The 24,836-nt window shown below is 73.5% G+C and carries 24 protein-coding genes; 14 read left to right on the top strand and 10 right to left on the bottom strand.

All coding sequences use genetic code 11. The features are described 5' to 3' along the window. Nucleotides 1-113: 113 nt before the first annotated feature. From ACFQ3T_RS19095 to ACFQ3T_RS19120, 6 genes are all read right to left on the bottom strand, one after another. Nucleotides 114-896 carry a cupredoxin domain-containing protein gene (locus ACFQ3T_RS19095; protein ID WP_380724652.1) on the bottom strand — a complete coding sequence of 261 codons (783 nt, stop codon included), beginning with the start codon at nucleotides 894-896 and terminating at the stop codon, nucleotides 114-116. 30 nt (nucleotides 897-926) lie between these two features. Continuing rightward, nucleotides 927-1,964 carry a medium chain dehydrogenase/reductase family protein gene (locus ACFQ3T_RS19100; RefSeq protein WP_380724653.1) on the bottom strand — a complete coding sequence of 346 codons (1,038 nt, stop codon included), beginning with the start codon at nucleotides 1,962-1,964 and terminating at the stop codon, nucleotides 927-929. A 127-nt stretch (nucleotides 1,965-2,091) separates the two neighbouring features. Then, nucleotides 2,092-3,141 carry an ABC transporter ATP-binding protein gene (locus ACFQ3T_RS19105; RefSeq protein ID WP_380724654.1) on the bottom strand — a complete coding sequence of 350 codons (1,050 nt, stop codon included), beginning with the start codon at nucleotides 3,139-3,141 and terminating at the stop codon, nucleotides 2,092-2,094. Beyond that, on the bottom strand, nucleotides 3,138-3,944 hold the full coding sequence (gene modB, locus ACFQ3T_RS19110; RefSeq protein ID WP_380724655.1) for a molybdate ABC transporter permease subunit: 807 nt from the start codon (nucleotides 3,942-3,944) through the stop codon (nucleotides 3,138-3,140). Before modB ends, ACFQ3T_RS19105 begins: the two co-directional genes overlap by 4 nt. Beyond that, nucleotides 3,941-4,699, bottom strand: a complete 759-nt coding sequence (modA, locus tag ACFQ3T_RS19115) for a molybdate ABC transporter substrate-binding protein (RefSeq protein ID WP_380724656.1) — start codon at nucleotides 4,697-4,699, stop codon at nucleotides 3,941-3,943. The genes modB and modA overlap by 4 nt, the downstream gene beginning before the upstream one ends. Nucleotide 4,700: 1 nt before the next feature. Further along, nucleotides 4,701-5,099, bottom strand: a complete 399-nt coding sequence (locus ACFQ3T_RS19120) for a TOBE domain-containing protein (protein WP_380724657.1) — start codon at nucleotides 5,097-5,099, stop codon at nucleotides 4,701-4,703. 99 nt (nucleotides 5,100-5,198) lie between these two features. On the opposite strand from ACFQ3T_RS19120, the gene ACFQ3T_RS19125 reads away from it, so the two are divergent. Both ACFQ3T_RS19125 and ACFQ3T_RS19130 read left to right on the top strand, forming a co-directional pair. Then, nucleotides 5,199-5,696, top strand: a complete 498-nt coding sequence (locus tag ACFQ3T_RS19125; protein WP_380724658.1) for a DUF4383 domain-containing protein — start codon at nucleotides 5,199-5,201, stop codon at nucleotides 5,694-5,696. Between the two features lie 73 nt (nucleotides 5,697-5,769). Further along, a complete protein-coding gene (locus ACFQ3T_RS19130) occupies nucleotides 5,770-6,006 on the top strand; it encodes a hypothetical protein (protein WP_380724659.1) in 237 nt (78 codons plus the stop codon). On the opposite strand, the gene ACFQ3T_RS19135 is transcribed toward ACFQ3T_RS19130, so the two are convergent. Then, on the bottom strand, nucleotides 5,979-7,175 hold the full coding sequence (locus tag ACFQ3T_RS19135; protein ID WP_380724660.1) for a metallophosphoesterase: 1,197 nt from the start codon (nucleotides 7,173-7,175) through the stop codon (nucleotides 5,979-5,981). The genes ACFQ3T_RS19130 and ACFQ3T_RS19135 overlap by 28 nt on opposite strands. Nucleotides 7,176-7,281: 106 nt before the next feature. Between ACFQ3T_RS19135 and ACFQ3T_RS19140 the strand changes: the two genes are divergently transcribed. Then, the gene (locus ACFQ3T_RS19140; protein ID WP_380724661.1) at nucleotides 7,282-7,596 is read left to right on the top strand and encodes a hypothetical protein; all 315 of its coding nucleotides are present in this window, start codon (nucleotides 7,282-7,284) and stop codon (nucleotides 7,594-7,596) included. Nucleotides 7,597-7,735: 139 nt separating this feature from the next. Further along, complete coding sequence (locus tag ACFQ3T_RS19145; RefSeq protein WP_380724662.1) at nucleotides 7,736-9,877, top strand: putative bifunctional diguanylate cyclase/phosphodiesterase; 2,142 nt, start codon at nucleotides 7,736-7,738, stop codon at nucleotides 9,875-9,877. A gap of 105 nt (nucleotides 9,878-9,982) precedes the next feature. Here the strand turns inward: ACFQ3T_RS19145 and ACFQ3T_RS19150 are convergent, their stop codons facing one another. Then, nucleotides 9,983-10,639, bottom strand: coding sequence for a thiaminase II/PqqC family protein (locus ACFQ3T_RS19150; RefSeq protein ID WP_380724663.1), 657 nt, complete (start codon nucleotides 10,637-10,639; stop codon nucleotides 9,983-9,985). A 327-nt stretch (nucleotides 10,640-10,966) separates the two neighbouring features. On the opposite strand from ACFQ3T_RS19150, the gene ACFQ3T_RS19155 reads away from it, so the two are divergent. After that, nucleotides 10,967-12,985 carry a diguanylate cyclase gene (locus tag ACFQ3T_RS19155; RefSeq protein ID WP_380724664.1) on the top strand — a complete coding sequence of 673 codons (2,019 nt, stop codon included), beginning with the start codon at nucleotides 10,967-10,969 and terminating at the stop codon, nucleotides 12,983-12,985. 459 nt (nucleotides 12,986-13,444) lie between these two features. Further along, nucleotides 13,445-16,210, top strand: coding sequence for a discoidin domain-containing protein (locus tag ACFQ3T_RS19160; protein WP_380724665.1), 2,766 nt, complete (start codon nucleotides 13,445-13,447; stop codon nucleotides 16,208-16,210). Nucleotides 16,211-16,270: 60 nt separating this feature from the next. Here the strand turns inward: ACFQ3T_RS19160 and ACFQ3T_RS19165 are convergent, their stop codons facing one another. Beyond that, on the bottom strand, nucleotides 16,271-16,726 hold the full coding sequence (locus ACFQ3T_RS19165; protein ID WP_380724666.1) for a MarR family winged helix-turn-helix transcriptional regulator: 456 nt from the start codon (nucleotides 16,724-16,726) through the stop codon (nucleotides 16,271-16,273). 73 nt (nucleotides 16,727-16,799) lie between these two features. Between ACFQ3T_RS19165 and wrbA the strand changes: the two genes are divergently transcribed. From wrbA to ACFQ3T_RS19180, 3 genes are all read left to right on the top strand, one after another. After that, entirely contained in the window at nucleotides 16,800-17,435 is a 636-nt protein-coding gene (gene wrbA, locus ACFQ3T_RS19170; protein ID WP_380724667.1) for an NAD(P)H:quinone oxidoreductase, read from the top strand. A 38-nt stretch (nucleotides 17,436-17,473) separates the two neighbouring features. Further along, nucleotides 17,474-17,935: a serine hydrolase domain-containing protein gene (locus ACFQ3T_RS19175; RefSeq protein WP_380724668.1), complete on the top strand. Its 462-nt coding sequence runs from the start codon at nucleotides 17,474-17,476 to the stop codon at nucleotides 17,933-17,935. Between the two features lie 324 nt (nucleotides 17,936-18,259). After that, a complete protein-coding gene (locus tag ACFQ3T_RS19180; RefSeq protein ID WP_380724669.1) occupies nucleotides 18,260-18,406 on the top strand; it encodes a DUF1059 domain-containing protein in 147 nt (48 codons plus the stop codon). Here the strand turns inward: ACFQ3T_RS19180 and ACFQ3T_RS19185 are convergent. After that, on the bottom strand, nucleotides 18,400-18,855 hold the full coding sequence (locus ACFQ3T_RS19185; protein WP_380724670.1) for a helix-turn-helix domain-containing protein: 456 nt from the start codon (nucleotides 18,853-18,855) through the stop codon (nucleotides 18,400-18,402). The two genes, ACFQ3T_RS19180 and ACFQ3T_RS19185, sit on opposite strands and share 7 nt — an antisense overlap. A 76-nt stretch (nucleotides 18,856-18,931) precedes the next feature. On the opposite strand from ACFQ3T_RS19185, the gene ACFQ3T_RS19190 reads away from it, so the two are divergent. The 5 genes from ACFQ3T_RS19190 to ACFQ3T_RS19210 all read left to right on the top strand — a co-directional run bounded on the left by ACFQ3T_RS19190 (nucleotide 18,932) and on the right by ACFQ3T_RS19210 (nucleotide 24,660). Further along, complete coding sequence (locus ACFQ3T_RS19190; RefSeq protein ID WP_380724671.1) at nucleotides 18,932-20,137, top strand: MFS transporter; 1,206 nt, start codon at nucleotides 18,932-18,934, stop codon at nucleotides 20,135-20,137. A gap of 71 nt (nucleotides 20,138-20,208) precedes the next feature. Next, on the top strand, nucleotides 20,209-21,285 hold the full coding sequence (locus ACFQ3T_RS19195; protein WP_380724672.1) for a hypothetical protein: 1,077 nt from the start codon (nucleotides 20,209-20,211) through the stop codon (nucleotides 21,283-21,285). Continuing rightward, entirely contained in the window at nucleotides 21,285-22,436 is a 1,152-nt protein-coding gene (locus tag ACFQ3T_RS19200; RefSeq protein ID WP_380724673.1) for a toxic anion resistance protein, read from the top strand. The genes ACFQ3T_RS19195 and ACFQ3T_RS19200 overlap by 1 nt, the downstream gene beginning before the upstream one ends. Then, nucleotides 22,433-24,061, top strand: a complete 1,629-nt coding sequence (locus ACFQ3T_RS19205; protein WP_380724674.1) for a substrate-binding domain-containing protein — start codon at nucleotides 22,433-22,435, stop codon at nucleotides 24,059-24,061. Before ACFQ3T_RS19200 ends, ACFQ3T_RS19205 begins: the two co-directional genes overlap by 4 nt. After that, the gene (locus ACFQ3T_RS19210; RefSeq protein ID WP_380724675.1) at nucleotides 24,058-24,660 is read left to right on the top strand and encodes a hypothetical protein; all 603 of its coding nucleotides are present in this window, start codon (nucleotides 24,058-24,060) and stop codon (nucleotides 24,658-24,660) included. The genes ACFQ3T_RS19205 and ACFQ3T_RS19210 overlap by 4 nt, the downstream gene beginning before the upstream one ends. Nucleotides 24,661-24,836: the final 176 nt, after the last annotated feature.

Consider the following 24,836-nt stretch of genomic DNA (forward strand, 5'->3'; position numbering starts at 1 on the left):
AGTCGGGTGCGGCGAGGGCGGAGCGCACGACCGGCACCAGCGCGCCCGCGCCGGCGGCTCCGACGGCCGCCCCGGCGGCGAGCAGCACCGTCCGGCGGGACAGCCGTGAGCGCTCAGCCATGGTGGTGCGCGCCTTCGTGCGACCCGTGCGCCTCGCCGGCCGGCGCGCCCGTGCCCGCGCCCTCGACCACGGTCAGCCGCCCGACCATGCCCTGCTCCTCGTGGTCGCCCACGGTGCAGAGCAACGCGTACTGGCCGGCCGGGGCGCGCACCACGGCGACCCGCGTCCGCCCGCTCGGCACCTCGACCTCGACGCCCAGCGCCTCGATGGTGAACGTGTGGTCGTCGTCGGTGTCGTTGGTGAACCGGAACGCCACCGGCTCGCCGGGGCCGACGCGGAGCTGGGCCGGGGCGAAGCGGTAGTTCACCAGGTCGACGACGGGGAGCGCGGCGACCTGGTCGGGCGTGAGCGAGCCGGTGTCGTCGGCCTGGGGGAGCACCGCGACGAGCGCGACGGCGACGGCCGCGCCGAGAGCGGCCCCACCGGCCAGACCCACCACCGCGCGGTCCCGCCGCACGAGGGCGAGCACCGCGGACAGGACGGCCACCCCGACCGCGAGCACCTGGACGGCGGCGACCGCGAACGGCAGCACGTCACCCGGCCGGATCAGGTCGAACGCCAGCCCGCCCGGCCGGAACGCCACCATCACGGGCGCCGCCACCAGCGCGGCGTAGAGCCCGGCTCGTCTGCCCAGCCACAGCAGCACGGCCGCGACGAGCGGGAGGACGGAGACGGCGGCCATGCCGGGGTTGGGCTGACCGGTCAGCAGCAGGAAGGAGACGAGGTTCGCGGCGGCCGACACGAGGACGGCGAGCAGGGGGATGCGGTACGACATGGCGTGCGTTCTCCTTGTGGGTGGGGAAGATCAGGGGACGAGGACGACTTTGCCGCTGACCGTGCCGGACTCGGCGAGCCGCACGGCGTCCACGACCCGCTCCAGCGGGACGCGGGCGGCGACGCGGGGGTTCAGGGCGCCTCGGGCCAGCAGCGCGAAGACCGAGCCGAGGTCGCGGGCCAGCTCGGCGCGGAACCTCGCCGCGTTCCGCCGGCCCGCCCAGACGTTGAAGAACGTGGCGGAGTGGCCGTTGGGCAGCGCGTTCCACCACAGCAGCCGCAGGAACAGCTTCAGCACCGGCAGTCGTGACGAGCCGGGCTCGTCCTTGGTGGACGCGGTGCCGTAGGCGACGAGGGTGCCGCGCGGCGCGAGCAGCCGGTACGAGTCGACCAGGCCGGGGCCGCCGACGTGGTCGAACACCGCGTCCACGCCGCCGGGCGCCAGCTCCCGCACCCTGGCGGGCACGTCGGCGTCGCGGTAGTCCACCGGAACGGCGCCGAGCGCGCGGACGGCGTCGTGGTGCCGTGCCGAGGCGGTGCCGATGACCCGTGCGCCGGCGAGCGTCGCGAGCTGCGTCAGCAACGACCCGACGCCGCCGCTGGCGCCCAGCACGAGCACGGTCTGACCGGCTTCGACCTTCGCGATGCCGTGCAGCATCCGCCACGCCGTGATCCCGTTGACCACCAGCGCCTCGGCCTCGGCGGCGTCGACGCCGTCCGGCACGGGCACCAGGTCGGCCGCGTCCACCAGCACGTGGGTGGCCCAGCCGCCGATCTTGGTGAGCGCCGCGAACCGGCGGCCGACGAGCGCCGGGGCGACGCCGGGCCCGACCTCGGCGACGACGCCGACCAGGTCGTAGCCGGGCACGAACGGGAACGCGGGCTGGTCGTAGTACTTCGCCTTGCGCATCTGCTTCTCGGCGAAGGACACCCCGGTCGCCTCGACCCGCACCAGCGCCTGGCCGGCGGCGGGGACGGGCCGCTCACGGCGGCGCAGTTCGAGGCCCTCGGGCTCGACCACGCCCGGCAGGACGACTTCGAGAACCTGGTCGGTGGACGCGTTGCTCATCGTGGCTCCAAGTGTGAGTGGTCAGTCACTCAGTACGAGGCTGAGTGAACACGTGGACGCGAGAGCTGTCAAGCAGTGCAGGTCAGAGCGTTGAAAAGTGTGATTGGAGAGTCACACTTGCGGTGCGTCAGGCCGGGTAGGCATGAACCTCGGTGGCCTTCACCGCGGCCCACAGCGCGTCGCCGGGCTGGAGGCGGAGGTCGGCGACGGTCGCCGTCGTGACGTCGGCCAGCACGGGCGGCACGCCGTCCAGCCGCAGGCGGGTGGTGTGGGCGTGCTGCTCGATCCCGGCCACGGTCACGCGCCACGCGTTGCGCGGGCTGCCGGTGGGGTGGTCGGGGTGCAGGCTGACCGCGGTGGGCGGGAACACGACGTGCACCGGACCGTCCGCCGGCGTCGCCACGGTGAGCGTGCCGCCGTCGTCCAGCTCCACGGCCGTGCCGCGCGCCGTGCCGCGGTAGAGGTTGAGGCCGACCAGGTCGGCGACGTACGCCGTGCGCGGCCGGCGCGCCACCTCGGCGGGCGTGCCCTGCTGCACCACCTCGCCGTGCTCCAGGACGACCAGCCGGTCGGCGAGCACCATCGCGTCCAGCGGGTCGTGCGTGACGAGCAGCGTGTGGCCGGGGAAGTCGCGCAGGTGCCGGCCCAGTTCGGCGCGCACGTGCAGCCGGGTCGCCGCGTCCAGCGCCGCCAGCGGCTCGTCGAGCAGCAGGAGTTCCGGACCCGTGACGAGCGCGCGGGCCAGGGCGACGCGTTGCGCCTGACCGCCGGACAGCGTGCGCGGCCTGGCCTTGGCGTGCTCGGCGAGCCCGACCCGGTCGAGCCACCGGGCGGCCCGCTCCCGCTCCTCCGCCCGCCCGACACCGCGGGCGCGCAGCCCGAACGCCACGTTCTCCAGCGCCGACAGGTGCGCGAACAGCAGGTAGTCCTGGAACACCACGCCGATCGGACGCCGTTCGGCCGGCCGGAACACGTCCGGCGGCGCGTCCCACGTCCGCCCGCCGACCCGGATGTGCCCGCCGGTCAACGGGAGCAGCCCGGCGAGCGCGCGCAGCGCGGTGGTCTTGCCCGCGCCGTTCGGCCCGAGCAGGGCGACCACCTCGCCCGGTTCGACGGTCAGCTCCGCGTCGAGGCGGAACCGGCCGCGGGCGACCCGCAGGTCCGCGTGCAACGTCATGACGGCCCGCTGATCCACCGGTCGCGCAACGCGGCCAGCACGCCGACGGACACCAGCAGCAGCACCACGCTGAGCACGATCGCCGCGTCCGGGTCGCTCTCCAGCGCCAGGTACACGGCCAGCGGCATGGTGGTCGTCTCGCCGGGGAAGTTGCCCGCGAACGTGATGGTGGCGCCGAACTCGCCCAACGCGCGCGCCCAGCACAGCACCGTGCCCGCCACCACGCCCGGCAGGATCGACGGCAGGGTGACCCGCCGGAACGCCAGCCACCGCGACGCGCCCAGGGTGGCGGCGGCCTCCTCGTACCGCGGGTCGGCCGCGCGCAACGCGCCCTCCACCGAGATCACCAGGAACGGCATCGCCACGAACGCCTCCGCCAGGACCACCCCGGCCGTGGTGAACGGCAACGAGATGCCGAACCACGCGTCGAGGTGCTGCCCGACCAGCCCCCGACGGCCCAGCACGAACAGCAACGCCACCCCGCCCACCACCGGCGGCAGCACCAGCGGCACCGTCACCAGCGCCCGCAGCACACCCCGTCCCGGCACGTCGCCGCGCGCCAGCAGCCACGCCAGCGGCACGCCGAGCACCAGGCACACCACCGTGGCGAGCGTCGCGCACACCAGCGACAGCCGCAGCGCCTCGCCGACGGAGGCGCTGAACAGCTGACCCGGCAACGTCCCCCACGGCGCCCGGAGCAACAACCCGACCAGCGGCACGAGCAGGAACGCCAGCCCCGCCACGGCCGGCAGCACCAGCACCACCGGGAGGCGGCCACCGGCACGTCGGCGGGTCGGCGTCACGGCGACTCGAACCCGGCCTCGGCGAGCACCGCCCGACCCCGGTCGGAGCGGACGTGGTCGACGAACGCCCGCGCGCCCGCCGCGTTGCGCGCCTTCGCCAGCGGCGCGATCGGGTAGTCGTTGACGGTCCGGTCGGCCTCGGGGAACGCGATGCCCTCCACCTCGCCGGCGGCGGACCGCACGTCCGTCCGGTACACCAGCGCGGCGTCCACCTCGCCGAGGCGCACCTTGGTCAGCACCGCCTTCACGTCCTGCTCCAGCGTGTCCGGGCGCGGGGTGACCCCGGCCGCCTCGAACGCCCGCTTCGCCGCCGCGCCGCACGGCACCTGCTCCGCGCACAGCGCGACCTTGACGTCGGCGTCGGCGAAGTCCGCCAGCCCGGCCACCCCCGCCGGGTTGCCCGCCGGCACCGCGATCTCCAACCGGTTGCGGGCGAACACCGCGGCGGCGTCGGCGGTCCCGCCCGCGTCGGCGTCGCCGGCCAAGTCGGCGGGCACGGCGGAGGCGATCACGTCCGCCGGCGCGCCCTCGCCGATCTGCCGGGCCAGGCCCGAACTGCCGCCGAAGTTGAACACCACCTCCACGCCCGGGTGCGCGGCCTCGAAGTCCTCGCCGAGCCGGGTGAACGTCTCGGTCAGCGACGCCGCCGCGAACACCGTGACGCGGCCCGTCACCGCGCCGGCGGGTTCGGCCGTGCCGCAGGCCGCCGTGCCGCAGCCGGCCGCCAACACTGCTGCCAGCACCAGTGCGCGCACGTCACACCTCCGGGATCTCGACGACGACGTGGGTCGACTTGATCGACGCGACGGCGACGCTGCCGACCTCCAGCCCGAGCTCGTCGGCCGAGTCGCGGCTCATCAGCGACACCACGCGGAACGGACCGGCCTGCAGCTCGACCTGCGCCATCACACCGTCCTTGACGACCCTGGTGACGATCCCGCGCATCCGGTTGCGCGCCGACGCGGCCACCGTCACGCCCGGCTCGGGCGCCTCCGCCAGGCGTTGGGCGAACTCGGCCAGCTCGCGGCCGTCGACGCCCTTGCGCCCGCTGTCGAGCTGCACCTCGGCCAACCGGCCCTGCTCGATCCAGCGGCGCACCGTGTCGTCGCTGACGCCCAGCAGTCCGGCCGCATCACTGATCCGCAGATTCGGCACGAAAGCGAGTGTAACTCCGCGCCTGCGGGAGTCAGCGATCTTCGTTTCACCCCGACCGCTCCGGGTACGCCATCGTCACGCGGTGATCGGAGGACCTCCATGACGACCCCAACCGAACGCGTCGGCGCCCGCCGACGTCCCATCCAGACGTTCGCCCTCCTGGTCGGGGTGGTGTTCCTGCTGGTCGGGGTGCTGGGGTTCGTGCCGGGCGTGACGGCCGACTTCGACCGGTTCGGCCTCGCCGGGCCGCACTCCGAGGCCGCCCTCCTCGGCGTGTTCCAGGTGTCCGCGCTGCACAACGTGGTGCACCTGCTGTTCGGCGTGGCGGGCGTCGCGGCCGCCCGGTCGTGGGGCTCGGCCCGCCTGTTCCTCGGCGCGGGCGGCTTCCTCTACCTGCTGTTCTGGGTCTACGGCTCGGTGGTGCACGCGATCGGGCACGCCGGCGGCGCGGCGAACTTCCTGCCGTTCAACTCGGCCGACAACCTCCTGCACCTCGGGCTCGGCGTGGGCATGATCCTGCTCGCCGTGCTCGGCACGGCGTTGGAGCGCGCCCACGGCCAGTACCCGGGACGCGAGCAGCGCGGCCACGACCGCTGACGCGCCCGGTTGACCCCCGGGCCGGACGCGTCGCGTAAGTTCACCCTCGAGGCGCTTGACTGGGAGGGTGTGGATGGCGAGCTCCGGAGGACGGCGACGGCTCGGGCGGGTGGACCCGTTCGTCCTGTTCATGGTCCTGCCGCTGGTGCTGATCGGGGGCGTGGTGGCCTGGGGTGGCCTGCCCTGGGTCGGCGTCCTCGTCGTCGTGTGCGCCGGGATCGTCGTGCTGGTCGACGCGTGGTCCAACCGCCCGCTCCCGTTCGACCTCCCCGACGACTACGACTACGAGCCGCCGCCCCGTCGCCGCTGAGCGGCCCGCAGCGTGAGCAGGGAGATCTCGCTCGGCGCGAACACGCGCAGCGGCGGACCCCAGAACCCGGCGCCCCGGCTCGTGTAGAGACGGGTGCGCTCGCCGTGCCGGCTCAACCCGGCCAGCACCGGCTGCTGAAGACGGACCAGCAGGTGGAACGGCCAGATCTGGCCGCCGTGCGTGTGGCCCGACAGCTGGAGGTCGACGCCCGCCGCCACCGCCTTCGGGATCTCGCTCGGCTGGTGCGCGAGCAACACCACCGGGTCGTCCGGGCGGGTGCCCGCCAGCGCGGCGGCGAGGTCCGCGCCGTGGCCCGCCTCGCCGGAGTGCGCGGCGGTGATGTCGTCCACGCCCGCGAACACCAGCCGGGCGTCACCGCGTTCCAGCACCCGGTGCTGGTTGTGCAGGCTCGCCCAGCCCAGCTCGGCCATGTGGTCCAGCCACGCCTGCGCGTTGCTCAGGTACTCGTGGTTGCCTGACACGTAGAACCGGTGCGGGGCGCGCACGTCGCCCAGCGCGGCGGCCTGGCCCCGGCGCTGCGCCACCGTGCCGTCCGCGATGTCGCCGACGTGGACGACGACGTCGGGCCGCAGCTCGTTCACCGCCGCCACCGTGCCCTCGGACCACCGCGTCCGGTCGATCGCGCCGTAGTGCGTGTCGGCGAGCACGGCGATGGTGAGCCCGTCGAACGCCTCGTCCAGCCAGGGGAGCACCACGTCGGTCCGCTTGACCCGCGGCACGCGCCGCGCCTCGTGGCTGCCGTGCGCGACGAGCGCCAGGCCGACGACCAGCAGCAGCACCGCGATGAACCGGGCGCGGAACGGGTTCTCCACGCCCGCGACCGCAAGCACGAGCCGCAGCGCGTGCGTGACGACCGTCCACGCGAAGAACACCCACGCCACGCCGAGCATCAGGTGCGCGATCCGGGAGGCCCGGTCGGAGTGCCGGCGGCCGTGCGCGCGGACGAGCAGGAACGGGAACGCCACCGACGTCACGACGAAGAACGCCGTGCCGACGGCCTGCACCGGCCAGGGCCACCGCGCGCCCGGCGCGAGCAAACCGGTCCACGGCACCCAGAACAGCAGCGCGGTCACCGTCAGCATCACCGCCGTGAAGGTGACGCGCCGCCGTGCGGACGGGCGGGGCGGCGCGGTCGTCGTGCTCGACATCGGGTCTCCTCGGCGGCCTTACGAACCAGCGGGCTCTTATCGACGGTAGCCCGCCGCCCGGCCGGCGTCCAAGTTTGGCGGCGCGACCGGTGGCAACCCTCGGCGCATGTCCGACGACGAACGCGAGACCGACCGCGCCGAGACCGACCTGACCGCCACGGGCCAGGGGAGCGACCAGGTCGACGGCGACAGCGCCGTCGCCGAGCGAACCGGAGGCCAAGCGCCGGCCGTCGACGTGCCAGTTGCCGACGTGCCCGCCGCCGACGTGCCCGAGATCGACACGTCCCGCGAGGAAGAGCGGCTGGCCGAGTCGCAGCGCAAGATCGACGAGGCCAAGGCCGTCGCCGCGGACCTGTCCCGGACGACCCCCGATCCGCTGCCCGACTCGGAGCCGCCGTCGGGCTCGACACCCGGTTCCTGAGCCCGGCCCGATCGGCACGATCGGGGTCCACAATGGACTCACCCGAATGGCGGTTGTCGATCGGGAACGGCGCTGTGGATAGTGCGTTCCTCCGCGAACGAATTCAGTCGATCGCACCTTGACTCGGGGGTAACGGGGCGTGGCGCGTCCAACCCGCACCGTGGTGGACGACACGCTGTCGGCGCCCGGCCAGTCCGGTCTGCGCTGGGTCGCCCGGCTGACGGAGACCTACGCCTGGCTCAGCGGGGTCGCGTTCACGGTCCACCTGCTCTTCGTGGCCTCCGGACCCGCCGGCCTGGTGATCGCCGCGCTGGTGCCGGTGGTCCTCGGGTCGTGGTGGCTGCGGCCCAAGCGGGACAGCCGGCTGGTCGCCGTGGTGGAGGGCGTGATCGCGCACGGCGCGGTGTTCGTGCTGCCCAACCCCCAGCCCGTCATCACCTTCCTGTTCGCGGTCACGGTGCGGCGCGCGGTGCGCGGCGACGCGGAGCGGTTCCCGGTCAAGGCGGTCCCCGCCCTGCTGGGGTACCTGTCCGGCTTCGCGGTGTGGATCACCGTCACGCCGGTCGTCGTCACCGGCCCGCTGGTCGTGTCCGTGGTGATGCCGTTGGTCGGCCTGGTGGTCGCGGCGGCGGCCCTGCACGAGACGGTGCGCGCGGCGCGGCTCGTCGAGGACGCGCACCGCACCGTCGAGGCGGTGGTGCGGGCCAGCCCGGTCGGCCTCGTGCTGCTCGACGCCGAGGGCACGCCCCGGCTGCACAACGACCGCGCCCGCGACCTCCTCGCCTGGTCGTCTGAGGAGCCGGGGCGGGTGCCGTGCCCGCACGGGCCGGACATCGCGTCCTGCGGCCACGGGTGCCGGACCGCGGACGACGCGGTGGAGGTCGACGTCACCCGCGCGGACGGCACCACGGCCGTGCTCGCGGTGCACGCCGTGCCGATCGAGCACGTCTCCGAGCAGCACACCCTGGTCACCGCGCTGGACGTGAGCAAGCGCCGCGAGTGGGAGGACGCCCTGCGCAGCCGCGCCGAGCGGGACGAGCTGACCGGGCTCGCCGGCCGCGCGCACTTCCTGCACCTGGTGGACGAGGCGCTGCTCGCGGGCGAGTCGGTCGGCCTGCTGGTGATCGACCTCGACGGGTTCAAGGAGGTCAACGACGCCGAGGGCCACGAGGCGGGCGACTGGTACCTGGTGTCGGCGGCCGAGCGGATCAGCCGCGCCGTCGGACCCGTGGCCACCGCCGCGCGGCTCGGCGGCGACGAGTTCGCCGTCCTCGCGCCGGGGCACGACGTGCGCGACTCGGCCCGGCTGGCGACCAGGGTGCTGTCGGAGTTGGCACGCCCGCTGACCGGGCTGGGGCACGAGACGGTGATCCGGGCCAGCGTCGGCATCGCCGTGTCGTCGCCCGGCGCCGGCACGGCCGACCTGCTGCGCGACGGCGACACCGCGATGTACGCGGCGAAGCGCGAGGGCGGCGGGCGCATCCGGCTGTTCCGGCCCGAGATGGGGGAGCGGGTGCTGGCGCGGCAGCGCGACAAGGCCGACCTGCGGACCGCCGTGACCGACGGGCACCTGGTGCTGCACTACCAGCCGATCGTGGACCTCGCGACGTCGGCGGCGACGGGCGCCGAGGCGCTGGTGCGGTGGCAGCGGCCCGGCCACGGGCTGCTCGGGCCGGGCGAGTTCATCGGGCTGGCCGAGGAGACCGGGCTGATCGTGCCGCTGGGCAACAAGGTGCTGGCGGGCGCGTGCGAGCAGGCGATGCGGTGGCGCGAGCAGGGCCGCGCCCTCAGCGTGACGGTGAACGTGTCCACCCGGCAGTTGTCCGCACCCGCGTTCCTGCCCTCGCTGGACCGGGTGCTGAAGACCACCAACCTGCCACCGGAGCGGCTGACGATCGAGGTGACCGAGTCGGTGTGGGCCGACGGCGCGGCCATGCGCGGGCTGATGGAGGTGCGGGAGACGGGGGTGCGGGTGGCGCTGGACGACTTCGGCACCGGCTACTCGTCGCTGAGCTACCTCCAGCGGTACCCGTTCGACGTGGTGAAGATCGACAAGTCGTTCACCGGCGCGCTGGCCGACACGGGCCGCACCGCCGGGGTCGTGCGCTGCATCATCGACCTGGCGGAGGTGCTGGGCGCGCACACCGTGGCCGAGGGCATCGAGACCCAGGCGCAGGCCGACTGGCTGCGCAACGCCGGCTGCGCCTACGCGCAGGGCTACCTGTTCGGCCGGCCGGACCTGCCGGAGAACTGGGACGCGCAGCCTTCCGTCATCCGATGACGGACGACCGGCGCCCGACCCACGTCGCCCCGGTCGTCCTGGCCCGACCCGTCCCGCACGGCTCTCGTGCCGTGCTGAACGGGTCCGGCAGCGGGGTCCGACCGGTCAGCCCAGGTCGGCCAGCGTGTTCCAGAACATCAGCTCGTACGAGTGCAGCAGGCGCGCGGCGGGCATCGCGCCCGCGGGCTCCCACTTCGTCGCGAGCACCTGGTCCAGCGCGCGCAGGCCGAGGGCGTCCAGTTCCGGCGCGGGCACCGCGAAGAAGTCGAAGAACGCGCAGCCCGCGTCGTTGAAACCGTAGTGCTCGCGCAGCGCGGCGGCGATCGCCGCGCAATAGCCGCCCCATTCCGCGAAGTTCGCCAGAATCGCGAGCAGCGCGTCGTGGGGATTGCCGTCCAACGCCAGCCTGGCCACGTACGACGGGTATGCCTGGCAGCCCGGCAACGGCCGGTACGACGCCACGTCGTCGGGGCTCAGCCCGCACGCGGCGGCGAAATCGGCGAGCTTCGCCAACGCGAGGCCCTCGCCTCCGGCGACCGCGGCGAAGAACTCGCGCTGCGCCGGTTCGGTCGACTGCGCGGCCAACGTGAGGAACGCTCGCCAATCGCTCTGCACGATGCGGTGCTCCTCGGCCGCCAAAGCCCGCAACGTGTCGAGCGGCGCGTCACCACTGGCGATCAACGGCACCAGCCGGTTGGTCCCACCGTCCTCCTTCAGCTCCTCCCGCACCCGCTCCAGCAGGTCTTTCGCGTCTTTCGTCATCCATCCCCCTCGTCCGAGCGCCGCGCCTCGCCATCGACCGCGGCATGATGACCGGGCACTCTATCGATGGTTCGCCCCACCGGCGGACCCACCGGTGGGAACATCTTTGGATGAAGACTCGGCAACAGGGATTGACGCAGATACCCGTTTCCCGGTCTCATGACCCCCGCTTGTCGGATGGCAGCGTTGCCGCAGTAGTCGTCGCAGTAGGGAGAGCCGGGATTGCGCGTCGCCGGAGTCACGTCGGTCGAAAACCGCGAAATCCCGATCGAAAAGCAGAACCAGGTCTGGATCGGTTACCTGGTTTTCGGTCTGTTATCGGTCGGTGTGTACTACGCCCTGCCGATCTTCGTCGGCACGATCCCGCTGCGCGTGATCGTCTACTGCGCGGTCAGCACGTCCGCCGCCCTGGCCGTCTGGTGGGGCGTGCGGCGCAACAGACCCGAGCCCCGGGCGCCCTGGGTGGTGCTCGGGCTGAGCCAGCTGGTGTACGCCCTGGCCGACACCACGTTCTACGTCTCGCACTACGTGCTGAACGAGACGAGCTACCCGTCCGTCGCGGACGCCTTCTACCTCGGCCACTACCCGCTCGTCGTGGCCGGCCTGGTGATGCTGATCCGGCAGCGCCGCTCCGACCGCGACCTGCCCGGCCTGCTCGACGCCGTCTCGCTCACCGTGGTCGCGGGCCTGCTGTCCTGGGTGTTCGTGATCGGCCCGCAGACCCGGCTGGGCACGCCGCTGCTCGTGGAGATGGCGTCGCTGGCGTACCCGCTGATGGACCTGGTGCTGCTGCTGGTGTCGCTGCGGCTGCTGTTCGGCGGCGGCCGGCGTGACGCGTCGTTCGTGCTGCTGGCGCTGTGGCTCGCCGCGATCCTCACCGCCGACACCGTGTACGTGCTCCAGCGGCTCGACCTCAGCTACGAGGCGGGCAACTTCCTCGACGCGATCTGGCTGACCGGCAACCTGGCGCTCGGCGCGTGCGCCCTGCACCCGTCGATGGGTCGGATGGCGCAGGCCGTCGACGTGCCCGCGCTGCGGCTGAGCTGGCCCCGGCTGGCCATCCTGTCGGCGGGCGCGCTGATCGGCCCGCTGGTGCTGTTCGTGCAGCACTTCAACGGCGTGCGGCGGGACGTTCCGGTGATCGCCGTCGGCTGCGCGGTGCTGTTCGCGCTGACCGCGACCCGGCTCGCGGGCCTGGCCGTCGACCAGCGGCGGCTCGCCATCACGGACAGCCTCACCCGGCTGCGCAGCCGCCGCTACTTCGAGGCGCGGCTCGCCGACGAGGTGGCGCGGGCCCGGCGCGCCGGCAGCCCGCTCGGCGTGGTGATCCTCGACGTGGACCGGTTCAAGTCGATCAACGACCGGTTCGGGCACCCGGCGGGCGACCGGGTGCTGGTCGAGGTGGCCAACCGGCTGCGGGCCGTGGCCGGCGAGGAACGCGTCCTCGCCCGGTACGGCGGCGAGGAGTTCGCGCTGATCGCGACCGGTGCGGACGCGGACAACCTGAACCGGTTGGCGGAACGGCTGCGGCACGGCGTGTCGCACCACCCGATCGCTGTGAGCGGGCGACGTTCCGTGACGGTTACGCTCTCGGCCGGCACCGCCGCGTTCGCGCCGCACTACGGCACCGCGTCCGCGTTGGTGTCGGCGGCCGACCGCGCGCTGTACCTCGCCAAGGACCTCGGCAGGGATCGCGCGGTCGCCGGTGGCACATCGCTCACCGAGCACCGGGAGGACGTCGCGGTGGACTACCTGAACCAGGTCGCGGACCTGGTCGACCTGCGCGTGGCGAGTCCGGGCCGGAGCCTGGCCATCGCCGAGTGGGCGAGGACCGTGGCCGAGCGGCTGAAGCGCACCCCGGGCGAGATCCGCACCGTGCACCGCGCCGGACGGCTGCTGGACGTCGGCATGATCGTGCTGCCCGACGACCTGCTCACCGAGTCCGGTCCGCTGACCGACCAGCAGTGGCACCTCCTGCACGAGCACCCGGACAGCGGCGCGCGCATGGTGGGCGTGCTGCCGGACCACGGCGAGGTGGCGGAGGTGATCCGCCAGCACCACGAGCGGTGGGACGGCGCCGGCTACCCGGCCGGGCTCACCCGCGACGCCATCCGCGTCGAAGCCCGCATCCTGTCCGTGTGCGACGCCTGGGCGGCGATGCGCGCCGACCGCCCGCACCGCCGGGCGCTGACCCACGAGCACGCCGTGCGGGAGCTGCGGTCCGGGCGTGGCGCCCGGTTCGACCCCGAGCTGGTGGACGTCTTCCTGGAGCTGCTGGACGAGGGCGCCGTGGGCGACCTGGTCGTCGGACCGGCCTCGGCCCGCGAGGACAGCCGCCTGTCCTGACCCGAGGGCCGTTGCTGCCCAGGGCTCGTCCTGTTCGACCTCGACGGCACGCTGGTCGCCCCGACGGGCACGTCCGCCCGCTGGGTGGTCGCGCGCGACGGCGTCCACCGCGGAGTGGTCGGGCACGGTGGGCGATGGCCCGGACAGCCCTCAAGCGTGCCCCGATACGCCTGAACCGCGCCCGCAAACGAACGCAAGCCAGCGCAAGCCGTCTGCAAGGCCTGGCCGCGTCGGCGCGCGTCCCATCGCCCGATGAACCCTGAAACCGCTGGACAGACCTCCGTGTCGTGCCGGTGAAACCGCTGCATGCGTGCGACCAGGACGATCGTCAACAATTTGCGTTATCCCGTTCACATCTTGCGGGTCGCGAGTCGACGCGCTTATGGTGTGCGCCACGCCACACCCCGTGACATCCCTGCCCGCAGCTTTCGAGGTCCCGTCCAACGAAGGGCTGAACCCATGCGAGTCGACCCCACCCTCCGGCGCCCGTTGGCGCTCGGCGCGGCGGCGGTGGCCACCTCCCTGGTGGCCGCGATAGCCGTCGCGGCGGCGCCGAGCGCGGTCTCCGCCGAGATCGCCGCGGCGGCCGTCGCCACGTCGCCGTTCGACATCCCCGGCCGAGGCGCCGACGTGCCCTTCGTCGAGCACGAGGCCGAGGCCGCCGCCACGAACGGCACGAAGATCGGCCCCGGCCGCCGCCAGGGCACGCTGGAGGGGGAGGCGTCCGGCCGCCGCGCCGTGACGCTGTCCGGTCAGGGCAAGTACGTCGAGTTCACCCTCACCGAGCCCGCGAACTCGATCGACCTCCGGTACAGCATCCCGGACGGCAACGGCGGCGCGGGCATCACCGCCCCGCTGTCGCTCTACCTCAACGGCGCCAAGACGAGCAGCCTCACGCTCACGTCGAAGTACGCGTGGCGCTACGGCGGCTACCCGTACGCGAACGACCCGAACCAGGGCAAGCCGCACCACCTGTACGACTCCACCCGCGCCCTGTTCCCGAGCACGCTGCCCGCGGGCTCCAAGGTGAGGCTCCAGGTGGACGCGGGCGACACCGCGCCGTCGTACACCATCGACCTGGCCGACTTCGAGCTCGTCGCGCCCCCGGCCGCGCGGCCCGCGAACTCCGTCTCCGTCACCGAGCACGGCGCCACCCCGAACGACGGCACGAACGACAACGGGGCCTTCGACGCCGCGATCGCCGCCGCCAGGGCGTCCGGCCGCGAGGTGTGGATCCCGGCGGGCCGGTTCACCGTTACCAAGCACATCACCGTGGACCAGGTGACGGTCCGCGGCGCGGGCCACTGGCACAGCGTCGTCTCCGGCGACCGGGTCGGCTTCTACGGCCTCGGTGAACCGTCGAGCTGCGGCCAGGGCGGCAACAGCGGCGTGAGCACGCGGGTCGGCCTGCACGACTTCGCGATCATCGGCGAGGTCACCAACCGCGTCGACTGCGACCAGGTCAACGCCATCGGCGGCGCGCTGGGCGGCGGCTCGGTGATCTCCGGCATGTTCCTGCAGCACACCAAGGTCGGGCTGTGGCTGGACGGTCCGTTCTCCGGCCTCACCATCCGCAACAACAAGGTCGTCGACCAGCTCGCCGACGGCATGAACCTGCACCGCGGCATCAGCAACGTGCTGATCGAGCACAACCTGTTCCGCAACATCAGCGACGACGGCATCGCGTTCTGGTCCGAGCAGCAGGCCGACCACAGCAACACGATCCGCCGCAACACCGTGGTCGTGCCGATGAAGGCCAACGGCATCGCCATCTACGGCGGTCGGGACAACACCGCCACCGAGAACGTCGTGGCGGACACCCAGGACCAGGGCGGCGGCATCCACGTCGGCAACCGGTTCTCCTCGGTGCCCCTGTCCGGCACGACCACGTTGTCCCGCAACACCACCCTGCGCGCCGGCGTGCTGGACTCGAACTGGCAGTTCGGCGTGGGCGCGCTGTGGTTCGACGCCCGTGACGGCGCGATGAACGGCCGCATCGACGTCACCGACACCGACCTGATCGACAGCAACTACGAGGCCATCCAGTTCATCAGCGGCACGATCACCAACGTGCACTTCAACGGTGTGCGCATCAACGGCGCGGGCACGTTCGGCATCCAGCTGCAGTCGCCCGGCTCCGCGTCCTTCACCAACGTGACGGCCACCGGCCTCGGCCGGGCCGGGATCTACAGCTGCCTGGGGGACAACGGCTTCCAGATCACCAGGGGCACGGGCAACTCCGGCTGGGACGGCACGCCGTACTGCGGCCCGTGGCCGGACCCGATCTACACCGACCCCACCAACCCGCCCACCAGCACCACGACGACGACCACCACCACGACCACGACGACCACCGTTCCTCCGGGCGGCAACCTGGCGCGCGGCAAGTCGGTCACGGCGACGACCGCGAACGGCGGTTTCCCGGCCACGGCCGCGGTGGACGGTGACGCGAACACCTACTGGGAGAGCGCGAACAACCAGTTCCCGCAGTCGCTCACGGTCGACCTGGGCCGATCGGAGTCCGTCGGCCGGCTGGTGCTGAAGCTCCCGCCGCCCGCCGCGTGGGAGGCCCGCACGCAGACGCTGAGCGTGTCCGGCAGCGCGGACGGCGGCACGTACGGCCAGGTCGTCGCGTCGGCCGCGTACCGGTTCGACCCCGCGACCCGCAACCAGGTGACGATCCCCGTCTCGGGCGCGCACCGGTACCTGCGGCTGACGTTCACCGGCAACACCGGCTGGCCCGCCGGGCAGCTGTCCGAGTTGGAGGTCTACGCGTCCGGCGGCACCACCACGACCACCCCGCCCCCGGCCGGCAACGTGGCCAGGGCGAAGCCGGTGACGGCGTCCAGCGCGAACAGCGGCTTCCCGGCGGCCGCCGCGGTGGACGGTGACGCGAACACCTACTGGGAGAGCGCCAACAACCAGTTCCCGCAGACCTTCACCGTGGACCTGGGCACGCGGATCGGCGTGAACCGGATCGTGCTGAAGCTCCCGCCCGCCGCCGCGTGGGCCGCCCGCACGCAGACGCTGAGCGTGTCCGGCAGCGCGGACGGCGGCACGTACGGCCAGCTCGTGGCGTCGGCCGGGTACCGGTTCGACCCGGAGACCGGCAACCAGGTCACCATCCCGGTCGCCGCGAACCACCGCTTCCTGCGGGTGACGTTCACCGGGAACACCGGCTGGCCGGCCGGGCAGCTGTCCGAGTTCGAGGCGCACGCGGGCTGACCCGCCGCCCGTGAGCGGCCTCCCGGCATCGTCGCCGGGAGGCCGCTCCCGTGTCGTGCCTCAGCCGCGCCAGCCCCGCTGGTCGTCCGCGACCTGTCGGAACAGCCGCTTGAACGCGTCGAAGGCCTCCGCGCCGACGCGCTCGGCGTGCCGGGCCTCGATGCCGGCCATGATCGCGTCGGACTGGCGCATCTGGTCGAGCCCGCGCCCGGTCGGGACGACGACCTTCGCCCGCCGGTCGTCCGGGTCGGGGCGGCGGGTGACGTACCCGAGCGCCTCCAGCTCGTCCAGCGCCTTGCCGACGACCTGCTTGTGCTGGCCGGAGCGCCGGGCCAGGTCGGTGGCCCGGCTGCCCTCCTCGTCCAGGTAGGCGAGCACCGCGCCGTGCAGCGGGCGGAGGTCGGCGAACCCCCGCCGGGCGAGGGCGTCGAACAGCTCCTCCTGCACGGCGAACAGGAGCCGGCCGGTGAGGACGCCCAGGTCGGGCTCGGTCTGCTTGCGCTCGCCTCGACGCATGCGGCTCCTTGGTCACCTGAGGTGATAGTCACTAAGTTTGACTATATCTATAGGTGACTATATCGTCCTGCTCATGATCCAGCAGCAGGAGGGGGCCACTGTGGACAGTCGCGTCAAGGTCGCGGTCGTGTACTACTCGGCGACCGGCAACATCGCCCAGATCGCCCAGGAGATCGCCGACACGGCCGAGAAGGCGGGCGCCGAGGTGCGGCTCCGCAAGGTCGCCGAGCTGGCGCCGCAGTCCGCGATCGACGGCAACCCGGGGTGGGCGGCCAACGTCGCCGCGACTGCGGACGTCCCGCTCGCCACCGCCGACGACCTGGTGTGGGCCGACGCGGTCGTGATGGGCACGCCCACGCGGTTCGGCAACGTCGCCGCGCAGCTCAAGCAGTTCCTCGACACGCTCGGCCCGGTCTGGCAGCAGGGTCTGCTGGCGGACAAGGTCTACAGCGGGTTCACCTCGACCGGCACGCTGCACGGCGGCCACGAGTCGACGCTGCTCGCGCTGGCCAACACGTTCCACCACTTCGGCGGGATCGTCGTCGCCCCCGGCTACACGCACCCCGACAAGTTCGCCGACGGCAACCCGTACGGCACCTCGCACCACGACGCGGGCGGCACGGCGACCGTGGACGAGACCGTGCGCGCGGCGGCCCGCGTGCAGGCCGAGCGCGTCGTCAAGTTCGCCCGCGCGGTCGCCGCCGCCTGACGACCGTCCACGGTGCCGTCGCGCCCGGGTTCGAGGGGGTGCGCGACGAGTTCGCGGCGGTCGTGGCCGGTGAGCCGGGCCTCGGCGCCCAGCTCGCCGTGCACCACCACGGCCGCCGCGTCGTGGACCTGTGGGCGGGGCTCGCCGAGGACGCGTGGCCGGCGCTGTACTCGTCGGGCAAGGGCGCGGCGCACCTCGTCGTCGCGTTCCTCGTGCAGGACGGCGTGCTGGACCTCGACCGCGCGGTCGCGTGGCACCGGCCGGAGTTCGCCGCCTCCGGCAAGGGGCGGATCACGCTGCGGGACCTGCTCGCGCACCGCGCCGGGCTCGTCGGCGTGCCCGGCGGGTTCACCGCGGCCGAGCTGTCCGACGACCGGCTCCTCGCCGCGCGGCCGGCCGGTGAGCGTCCCTTGTGGACGGAAGGGCACGGCTACCACGCCCTGGCGATCGACGCGTTGACCGGCGAGGTGGTGCGCCGGGCGACCGGGCGGACCTGGTGACGGGGGAGCGGGACCACCTCCTCCTCGGGTTCGAGGCGCAGGCCGTGCGGTACCCCGCACTCGGCGCGGACGCGTTCGGGCACAGCGGTGTGGTGGGCGCGCAGGCGTTCGCCGACCCGCGCGGCGGCATCGCGCACAGCCACACGCGGCGCCGCTTCCCGCCGGTCGCGGCGGTGGCGCGCCCGGGAACCACCGCCTGGTCGCGGCCGTGCTGGACGCCGTCGGCTGACCGCCTCTCGTGGCTTGCCGTCGTGCTCGCACGCCGGTCGACAACACCGGCGGTTTCAGTAGAGTCGACGCGGAGATCACCAGCGGAGGATTGCGATGAAGAAGAACATCAGCTGCCCGTGCGGAGAGCACATCACCGGGCAGGACGAGGACGACCTGGTGGCCAAGACCCAGCAGCACCTCAAGGAGAACCACCCGGGCCACGACTACTCGCGCGACGAGATCCTGTTCATGGCCTACTGAGCGGGCTGTGTGCCCGGGTTCGGGTGCAGGGCGACGAGCAGGAGGGCGTCCAGCAGGCGCAGCCAGTCCGCTTCGGCGAGGTCGCGGCCGGTGAGCGCGGCCAGCCTGGCGAGGACGTCCAGCAGTCGGCCGGCGAGGTCGGTGGCGTCCTGACCGGTGGCCTCGGCCAGCGCCCGGACATCGCGGCGGAACCTGGGCGTGCGGCCGAGCCGGACCAGGGCGGCCGGCAGTTCGGCCGGCTGCTCGGCGGAGTCGGCGAAGCCGATGGTCAGCGTGGTGCCGAGCGCCTCCGCCAGGCGGGTGAGCGCGTCGGCGGTCGGGTTGCCCCGGCCGTTCTCCAGGTTCGCCACGTACGGCACCGAGAGTCCCGCGTCGGCGGCGACGGCGGCCACCGTGCGCCCGCTCGCCGCCCGCAGGGCTCGTAGCCGCTGCCCCAGGTCGTGTCCCACGGCCTTATCTTGTCAGAACACTAACCTCTGTGGCTATCCTGTGGAGATAACCACAGGGGGTCGTGTGCTGGCTGCGTTGCGCGTCGGGGACTTCCGGCTGCTGTGGGCGGCGCGGACGGTCAGCGTGTTCGGCACCTGGCTGCTCGTGGTGGCCGTGCCCGCGCACGTCTTCCACCTGACCGGCTCGGTGATGGCGGCGGGCGCGGCGCTGGCCGCGGAGTTCCTGCCGCTCGTCGTGCTCGGCCCGGTCGCCGGGGTGGTGGCCGACCGGTGGGACCGGCGGAAGGTGATGGTCGCGGCCGACGTGCTGCGGGCCGGCGCCGTCGGGCTGCTCCTCCTGGTCCGCGGCCCCGGCGACCTCTGGCTCGTCTACGTCGCGGTCGTCGTGGAGAGCACGGGTACGGCGGTGTTCCGCCCGGCCGCCCAGGCCCACACGCCGGTCGTCGTCGGCACGGGCAGCGCGTTGAGCGGCGCGAACGCGTTGAACTCCGTCACCGACGGCGTGGCGCGTCTCGTCGGCGCGCCACTGGGCGGCGCGTTGATGGGCGTCCTAGGGTTCCCCGCGCTGGTGCTGGCCGACGTCGGGAGCTACCTGGTCTCGGCGGTTCTGCTCGTGCTGATGTCCAAGCGGGCGACGGCGAGGAGCACGCGCGCCGTCACCCGCCGGTTCGCCCGGGAGTTCGCGAAGGAGTTCGCCCAGGGGTTCGCGTTCCTCCGGGCGGACCGGACGACATCGGCGTTGCTGGTCGTCAGCACGGTGTTCCTCGCGGCGAACGCCTCGCTGAGCGCGCTGCTGGTGCCGTTCGGCATCGTCACCCTCGGCGGCAGCACGGCGATCGGCCTCGTGATGTCCGGGCTCGGCGTCGGGTTCCTGCTCGGCGCGCCCCTCACCCGCTTCCTCGTCGACCGGGCGCGCACCGGACCCCTCCTCGCCGGCGCGCTCGTCGTCACCGCCGCGGGGTTCGTGCTGCTGTTCAGCTCCCGCACGCTCACTGCGGCGGCGCCATCCGCCGTGCTCATCGGCCTGTCCGGCTCGGCCGCGCTGGTCGTCACGCAGACCGCGATCCAACGCGTGACGCCCACCGACGTGCTGGGGCGCGTCAGCGCGGTGATGTTCACCGGCGAGGCGGTGGCGACGTTCGTCGGCGCGCTCGCCGGTCCCGCGCTCGCCGAACTCACCTCGCACCGCACCGCCGCGTACGTCGCCTGCGCCGTCACGGTGGCCGCCGCCGTGCGCGCGGCCGGATCGACGCCTGCCGTTCACCAACCGTTCGCCCGCTGATCGCCGCTCCGCGCGTCAAACGAGTCGAACGGGAGAGATGATCAGGATGAGCGCGGGGGTGAGCGGGTCCAGTGAAACGCCGGTTGTCCATCGGCCTGGCCGTGGTGTTGTTGGCCGCGGTCGTCGCCGTCGTCGTGTGGGGCCGTCCGGACGACGCGGAGGGCGGCGCGGGGAGCGAGCTGACCACCGTGCGCGGTGTCATCGGCTCTGAGAAGCTCGCGTTCTTCAGCGACCGGCGCGTGGTCGACGCGTTCGCCGGGCACGGCCTGAGGATCGAGGTGGACACGGCCGGCTCACGGCAGATCGCCACCTCCGTCGACCTCGGCAAGTACGAGTTCGCGTTCCCGTCCTCGGCGCCCGCCGCGCAGCGCATCCAACGCGACCGCGGCACCACCGCCGCGCACACGCCGTTCCAGTCGCCGATGGCCGTGGCCACGTTCGAGCCGATCGCGGCGCTGCTCGAAGCCGCGGGCGTGGTGACCAAGGGCGCGGGCGACTACCGCGTGCTGGACGTCGCGAAGTACCTGGAGCTGGCCAAGGCGGGCACGCGCTGGGACCAGCTGCCCGGCAACACCGCCTACCCGGCCCGCAAGAACGTCCTGATCACCACGACCAACCCGGGCGAGTCGAACTCCGCCGCGATGTACCTGTCGATCGTGTCGTTCGTCGCCAACGGCGACACCGTCGTCGGCACGCCCGAGCAGGAGGCGGCCGTCCTGCCCGACGTCGCCCGCCTCTTCCGCGACCAGGGCTACACGCAGAACAGCACCGAGGGGCCGTTCGAGGACTACCTCGCCGCCGGCATGGGCAAGACGCCCCTGGCGTTGATCTACGAGTCGCAGTACCTCGACCGGCTGGTGCGCGACGACGGCTCGATCCGCCCCGACATGCGCCTGCTCTACCTCGCGCCCACCGTCTACTCCAAGCACACGCTGGTCCCGTTGTCCGGCAAGGGCGACGAGGTCGGCCGGCTGCTGAGCACCGACCCCGAGCTGGGCCGCCTCGCCGCCACGTTCGGCTTCCGCACCAGCGACCCGCGCCTGTTCGCCGAGGTCGTCGGCGACAAGGCGCCGGCCGACCTGGTCGACGTGGTGGAGCCGCCGTCGTTCGAGACGCTGGAACGGCTCCTCGACGCGGTCGCGAAGTGATGGACGAGTTCACGCTCACCCCGCCGGAACCCGTGCCGCCGGTGCCGGTGGAGCGCGCGGCGGGCCTGATCGCGCTCGGCGACGACACGCGCCGGGACATCGCCCGCCGGGCCGAGGAGTTCGCTGAACGCCTGGGCGCGCTGGACGTCCGGTCGCCGGAGTTCACCGCCGCGCTGGACGACGCGCTGGTGGTCGGCGAGGCGGACATGCGGGCCGCGGCGGCCGTGGCGGGCGCGATGCTGGATCGCTCGGCCCGCGCGTCGCGTGACGACGCGCCCCAGGTCCGCGTCACGACGTCGCTGTCGGGCCTGCGCCGCGCCGTCGCCGAGCTGGACCCGGCCAGGCTGCCCATCACCGGCCGCAAGCTGCTCAAGGTGTTCCCCGTCGCCAACGCCGCCAAGAAGGCGCTCGACCGCTACCGCGCGGCGGGCGAGCCGGTGAACGCGCTGGTGGTCGAGCTGCGCGAGCGGCAGGACGTCCTGCGCCGCGACAACGCCGCCATCAAAGGCGAGCGGGAGCGGCTGTGGCGGGCGATGGGGAAGCTGTCCGAGGCGGCCGCGTTCGCCGAGGCCGTGGACGCCGCGGTCGACCGGCAGGCCGACGTTTTCGACCTGACCGACCCGGACCGGGCCAGGGCGCTGCGCGCCGACGTGCTGCACCCGATCCGGCAACGCCACCAGGACCTGCTGACCCAGCTCGCGGTGAGCGCGCAGGGCTACCTGGCGCTGGACCTGGTCCGCCGCAACAACGACGAGCTGATCCGCGGCGTGGAGCGCGCCGTGACGACGACCGTGGCCGCGTTGCGGGTCGCGGTCGTGGTGAGCGGAGCGCTGGCGAGCCAACGGGACGTGCTGGACGAGATCGCCGCGTTGCGGTCCACCACGGACGGGCTGATCCGGGCCAACACCGAGCTGCTGGACCTCCAGAGCGCCGAGATCCGCCGCGCGGGCAGCGACCCCGCCGTCGCGGTCGAGACGATCCGCGCGTCGTTCGACCGGATCTACGCCGCGATCGACGCCGTGGACGGCTACCGGGCCGACGCGGTGCGCAGCATGGCGGTGACGGTCGAGTCGCTGTCGGGGGAGATCCGCCGCGCCGAAGAGCACCTGCGCCGCTCGCACGACGCGACGGCCGTCGAGGGGGAACGATGAGGACAGCGCTGCTGCCGGCCCTGTTGCTGCCGGTCGTGCTGCTGGCGGCCGCGTGCACGTCCGACGCGCCGGACCCGGACCGGCCCGCCGGTCCACCCGAACCCGGTGTGCTGCGGGTGCTCGCGGGCAGCGAGCTCGCCGACATGCAGCCGGTGCTGGAGGACGCCGCCGAGGCCACCGGGATCGAGGTGAAGTTCACCTTCACCGGCACCCTGGAAGGCGCGGAGGCGCTGGCGAAGGGCGAGGTCGACGGCAAGTACGACGCCGTCTGGTTCTCCTCCAACCGCTACCCGGCGGGCATCCCGGAGGCCGCGCGCCGGCTCGGCAACCAGGTCAAGGTCATGAGCTCGCCGGTGGTGCTCGGCCTGTCGACGTCCTCGGCGCGGCGGCTCGGTTGGGCGGACCGGCGGGTCGGCTGGGGCGAGATCGCCGACCACGCCGGGCGCCGGGCGTTCACCTACGGCATGACCGACCCGTCCGCGTCGAACTCCGGCTTCTCCGCCCTGGTGGGCGTGGCGTCGGCGTTGGCCGGCGCGGGCAACGCCGTGGACGCGGGCCAGATCGCGGCCGTCACGCCGGAGCTGAAGGAGTTCTTCGCCGCGCAGGCGTTGTCGGCGGGCTCGTCGGGCTGGCTGTCGGAGGCCTACCGGCGCCGGGCGAGCGGCGAGGACGTCGGCGCGCGCGTCGACGGGCTGATCAACTACGAGTCCGTGCTGCTGTCGATGAACGCCGCCGGGAACCTGCCCGAACCGCTCACGATCGTCTACCCGTCCGACGGCGTGGTCACCGCGGACTACCCCCTGACCCTGCTCGCCGACGCCGGTGACGACGCGCGCGGCGCGCACCAGCGGCTCACCGACCACCTGCGCACGCCCGACGCGCAGCGGCGGATCATGGAGACCACGCACCGGCGGCCCGTGGTGCCGGGGGTCGAGCCGGACGCCCGGTTCGCCGTGCGCGACCTGGTCGAGCTGCCGTTCCCAGCCGCCCGCGAGTCGGTCGACGCGCTGCTCTCGGCCTACTTCAACGAGATCCGCCGCCCGTCGCGCACGCTGTACGTGCTCGACACGTCCGGGTCCATGGCGGGTGACCGGATCGAGTCGCTCCGGTCGGCGCTGGTCGGCCTGACCGGCGCGGACGACTCGCTCACCGGCCGCTTCCGCCGGTTCCGCAGCCGCGAGGAGGTGACCATGCTGCCGTTCAACACGACGCCCGGCACACCGCGGACGTTCACCCTGCCCGAGGGCGACCCGGGGGCCGGTCTGGCGGAGATCGAGGCGTACGCGCAGGGCCTGACCGATGGCGGCGGCACGGCGATCTACGACAGCCTGTCCCGCGCGTACGACGTGATGGGTCCGCTGATGGCGGCCGACCCGGACCGGTTCACGTCGATCGTGCTGATGACCGACGGCGAGAACGCGAACGGCTCGGGCCTCGCCGACTTCACGGCGTCGTTCGGCAGGCTGCCCCAGCCGATGCGGGAGGTGCCCGTGTTCACGGTGCTGTTCGGCGAGGGCAGCAACGTGGAGCTGTCCGAGGTCGCCGCCCTGACCGGCGGCAAGGTGTTCGACGCGCGCAACGCCGAGCTGGGCGGCGTGTTCCAGGAGATCCGCGGCTACCAATGATCCGCTTCCTGGGCTCCACCAAGAACCTCGTCGGCTGCGTCGGCGGGCTCGTCGGCGTGCTGCTGCACCTGACCGGCGTGGTCGGCGGCGCGTGGCCGTTGGTCGTCGCCGGGCTGTACGCGGTGGGCGCGCTGCTCGCGCCGCCGGAGCGGGTCCGGCTGGTGCCGGTCGACGCCGTTACCGAGGCGGGGCGGCTGCGCGCCGACCTCGACGGGCTGGTCCGCGAGCTGACCGCGCAGGCGTCCCGGATGCCGTCGCCGGCGGTGGACGGCGTGCGCCGCGTCGCGGCCGTGCTGGACGACCTGCTCGCCCGCCCCGACGCCCTGGCGGCCAACCCCGACCTCCGGCACACCGTCGTCCGGTTGGCGCGCACCGACCTGCCGCTGTCCGTGCAGACGTACCTGAACCTGCCGTGGTGGTTCGCGGTGAAGCAGCGCGCGGGCGGCGAGCCGAGCCCCGGCGACGAGCTCGTGACCCAGCTCGGGCTGCTGGAGGCCGAGGCGCACCGGCTGGCCGAGCGCGTGTACGCGGCCGACGTGAACCAGCAGGCCGACCACACGCGGTACCTGCGCGAACGGGACGCGGGCGAGCCGTCGTGACCGCTGCCGGACGTCAGCCGGCGGCCTGATCCGGGGTCATCGCCGCACCGCGGGCGAAGTGCTCGGCGAAGGCCTCCGGCCCCAGGGCGGCCGTGGCGCGCGCGGTGATCCGGTCGACGTCACCGCGTTCGGCCGGCGGCAGGGGAGCGCCGCGCGTGCGCCGTGCCTCGTCGGCC

The sequence above is a fragment of the Saccharothrix hoggarensis genome, assembly GCF_042678885.1.
Classification (GTDB): domain Bacteria; phylum Actinomycetota; class Actinomycetes; order Mycobacteriales; family Pseudonocardiaceae; genus Actinosynnema; species Actinosynnema hoggarensis.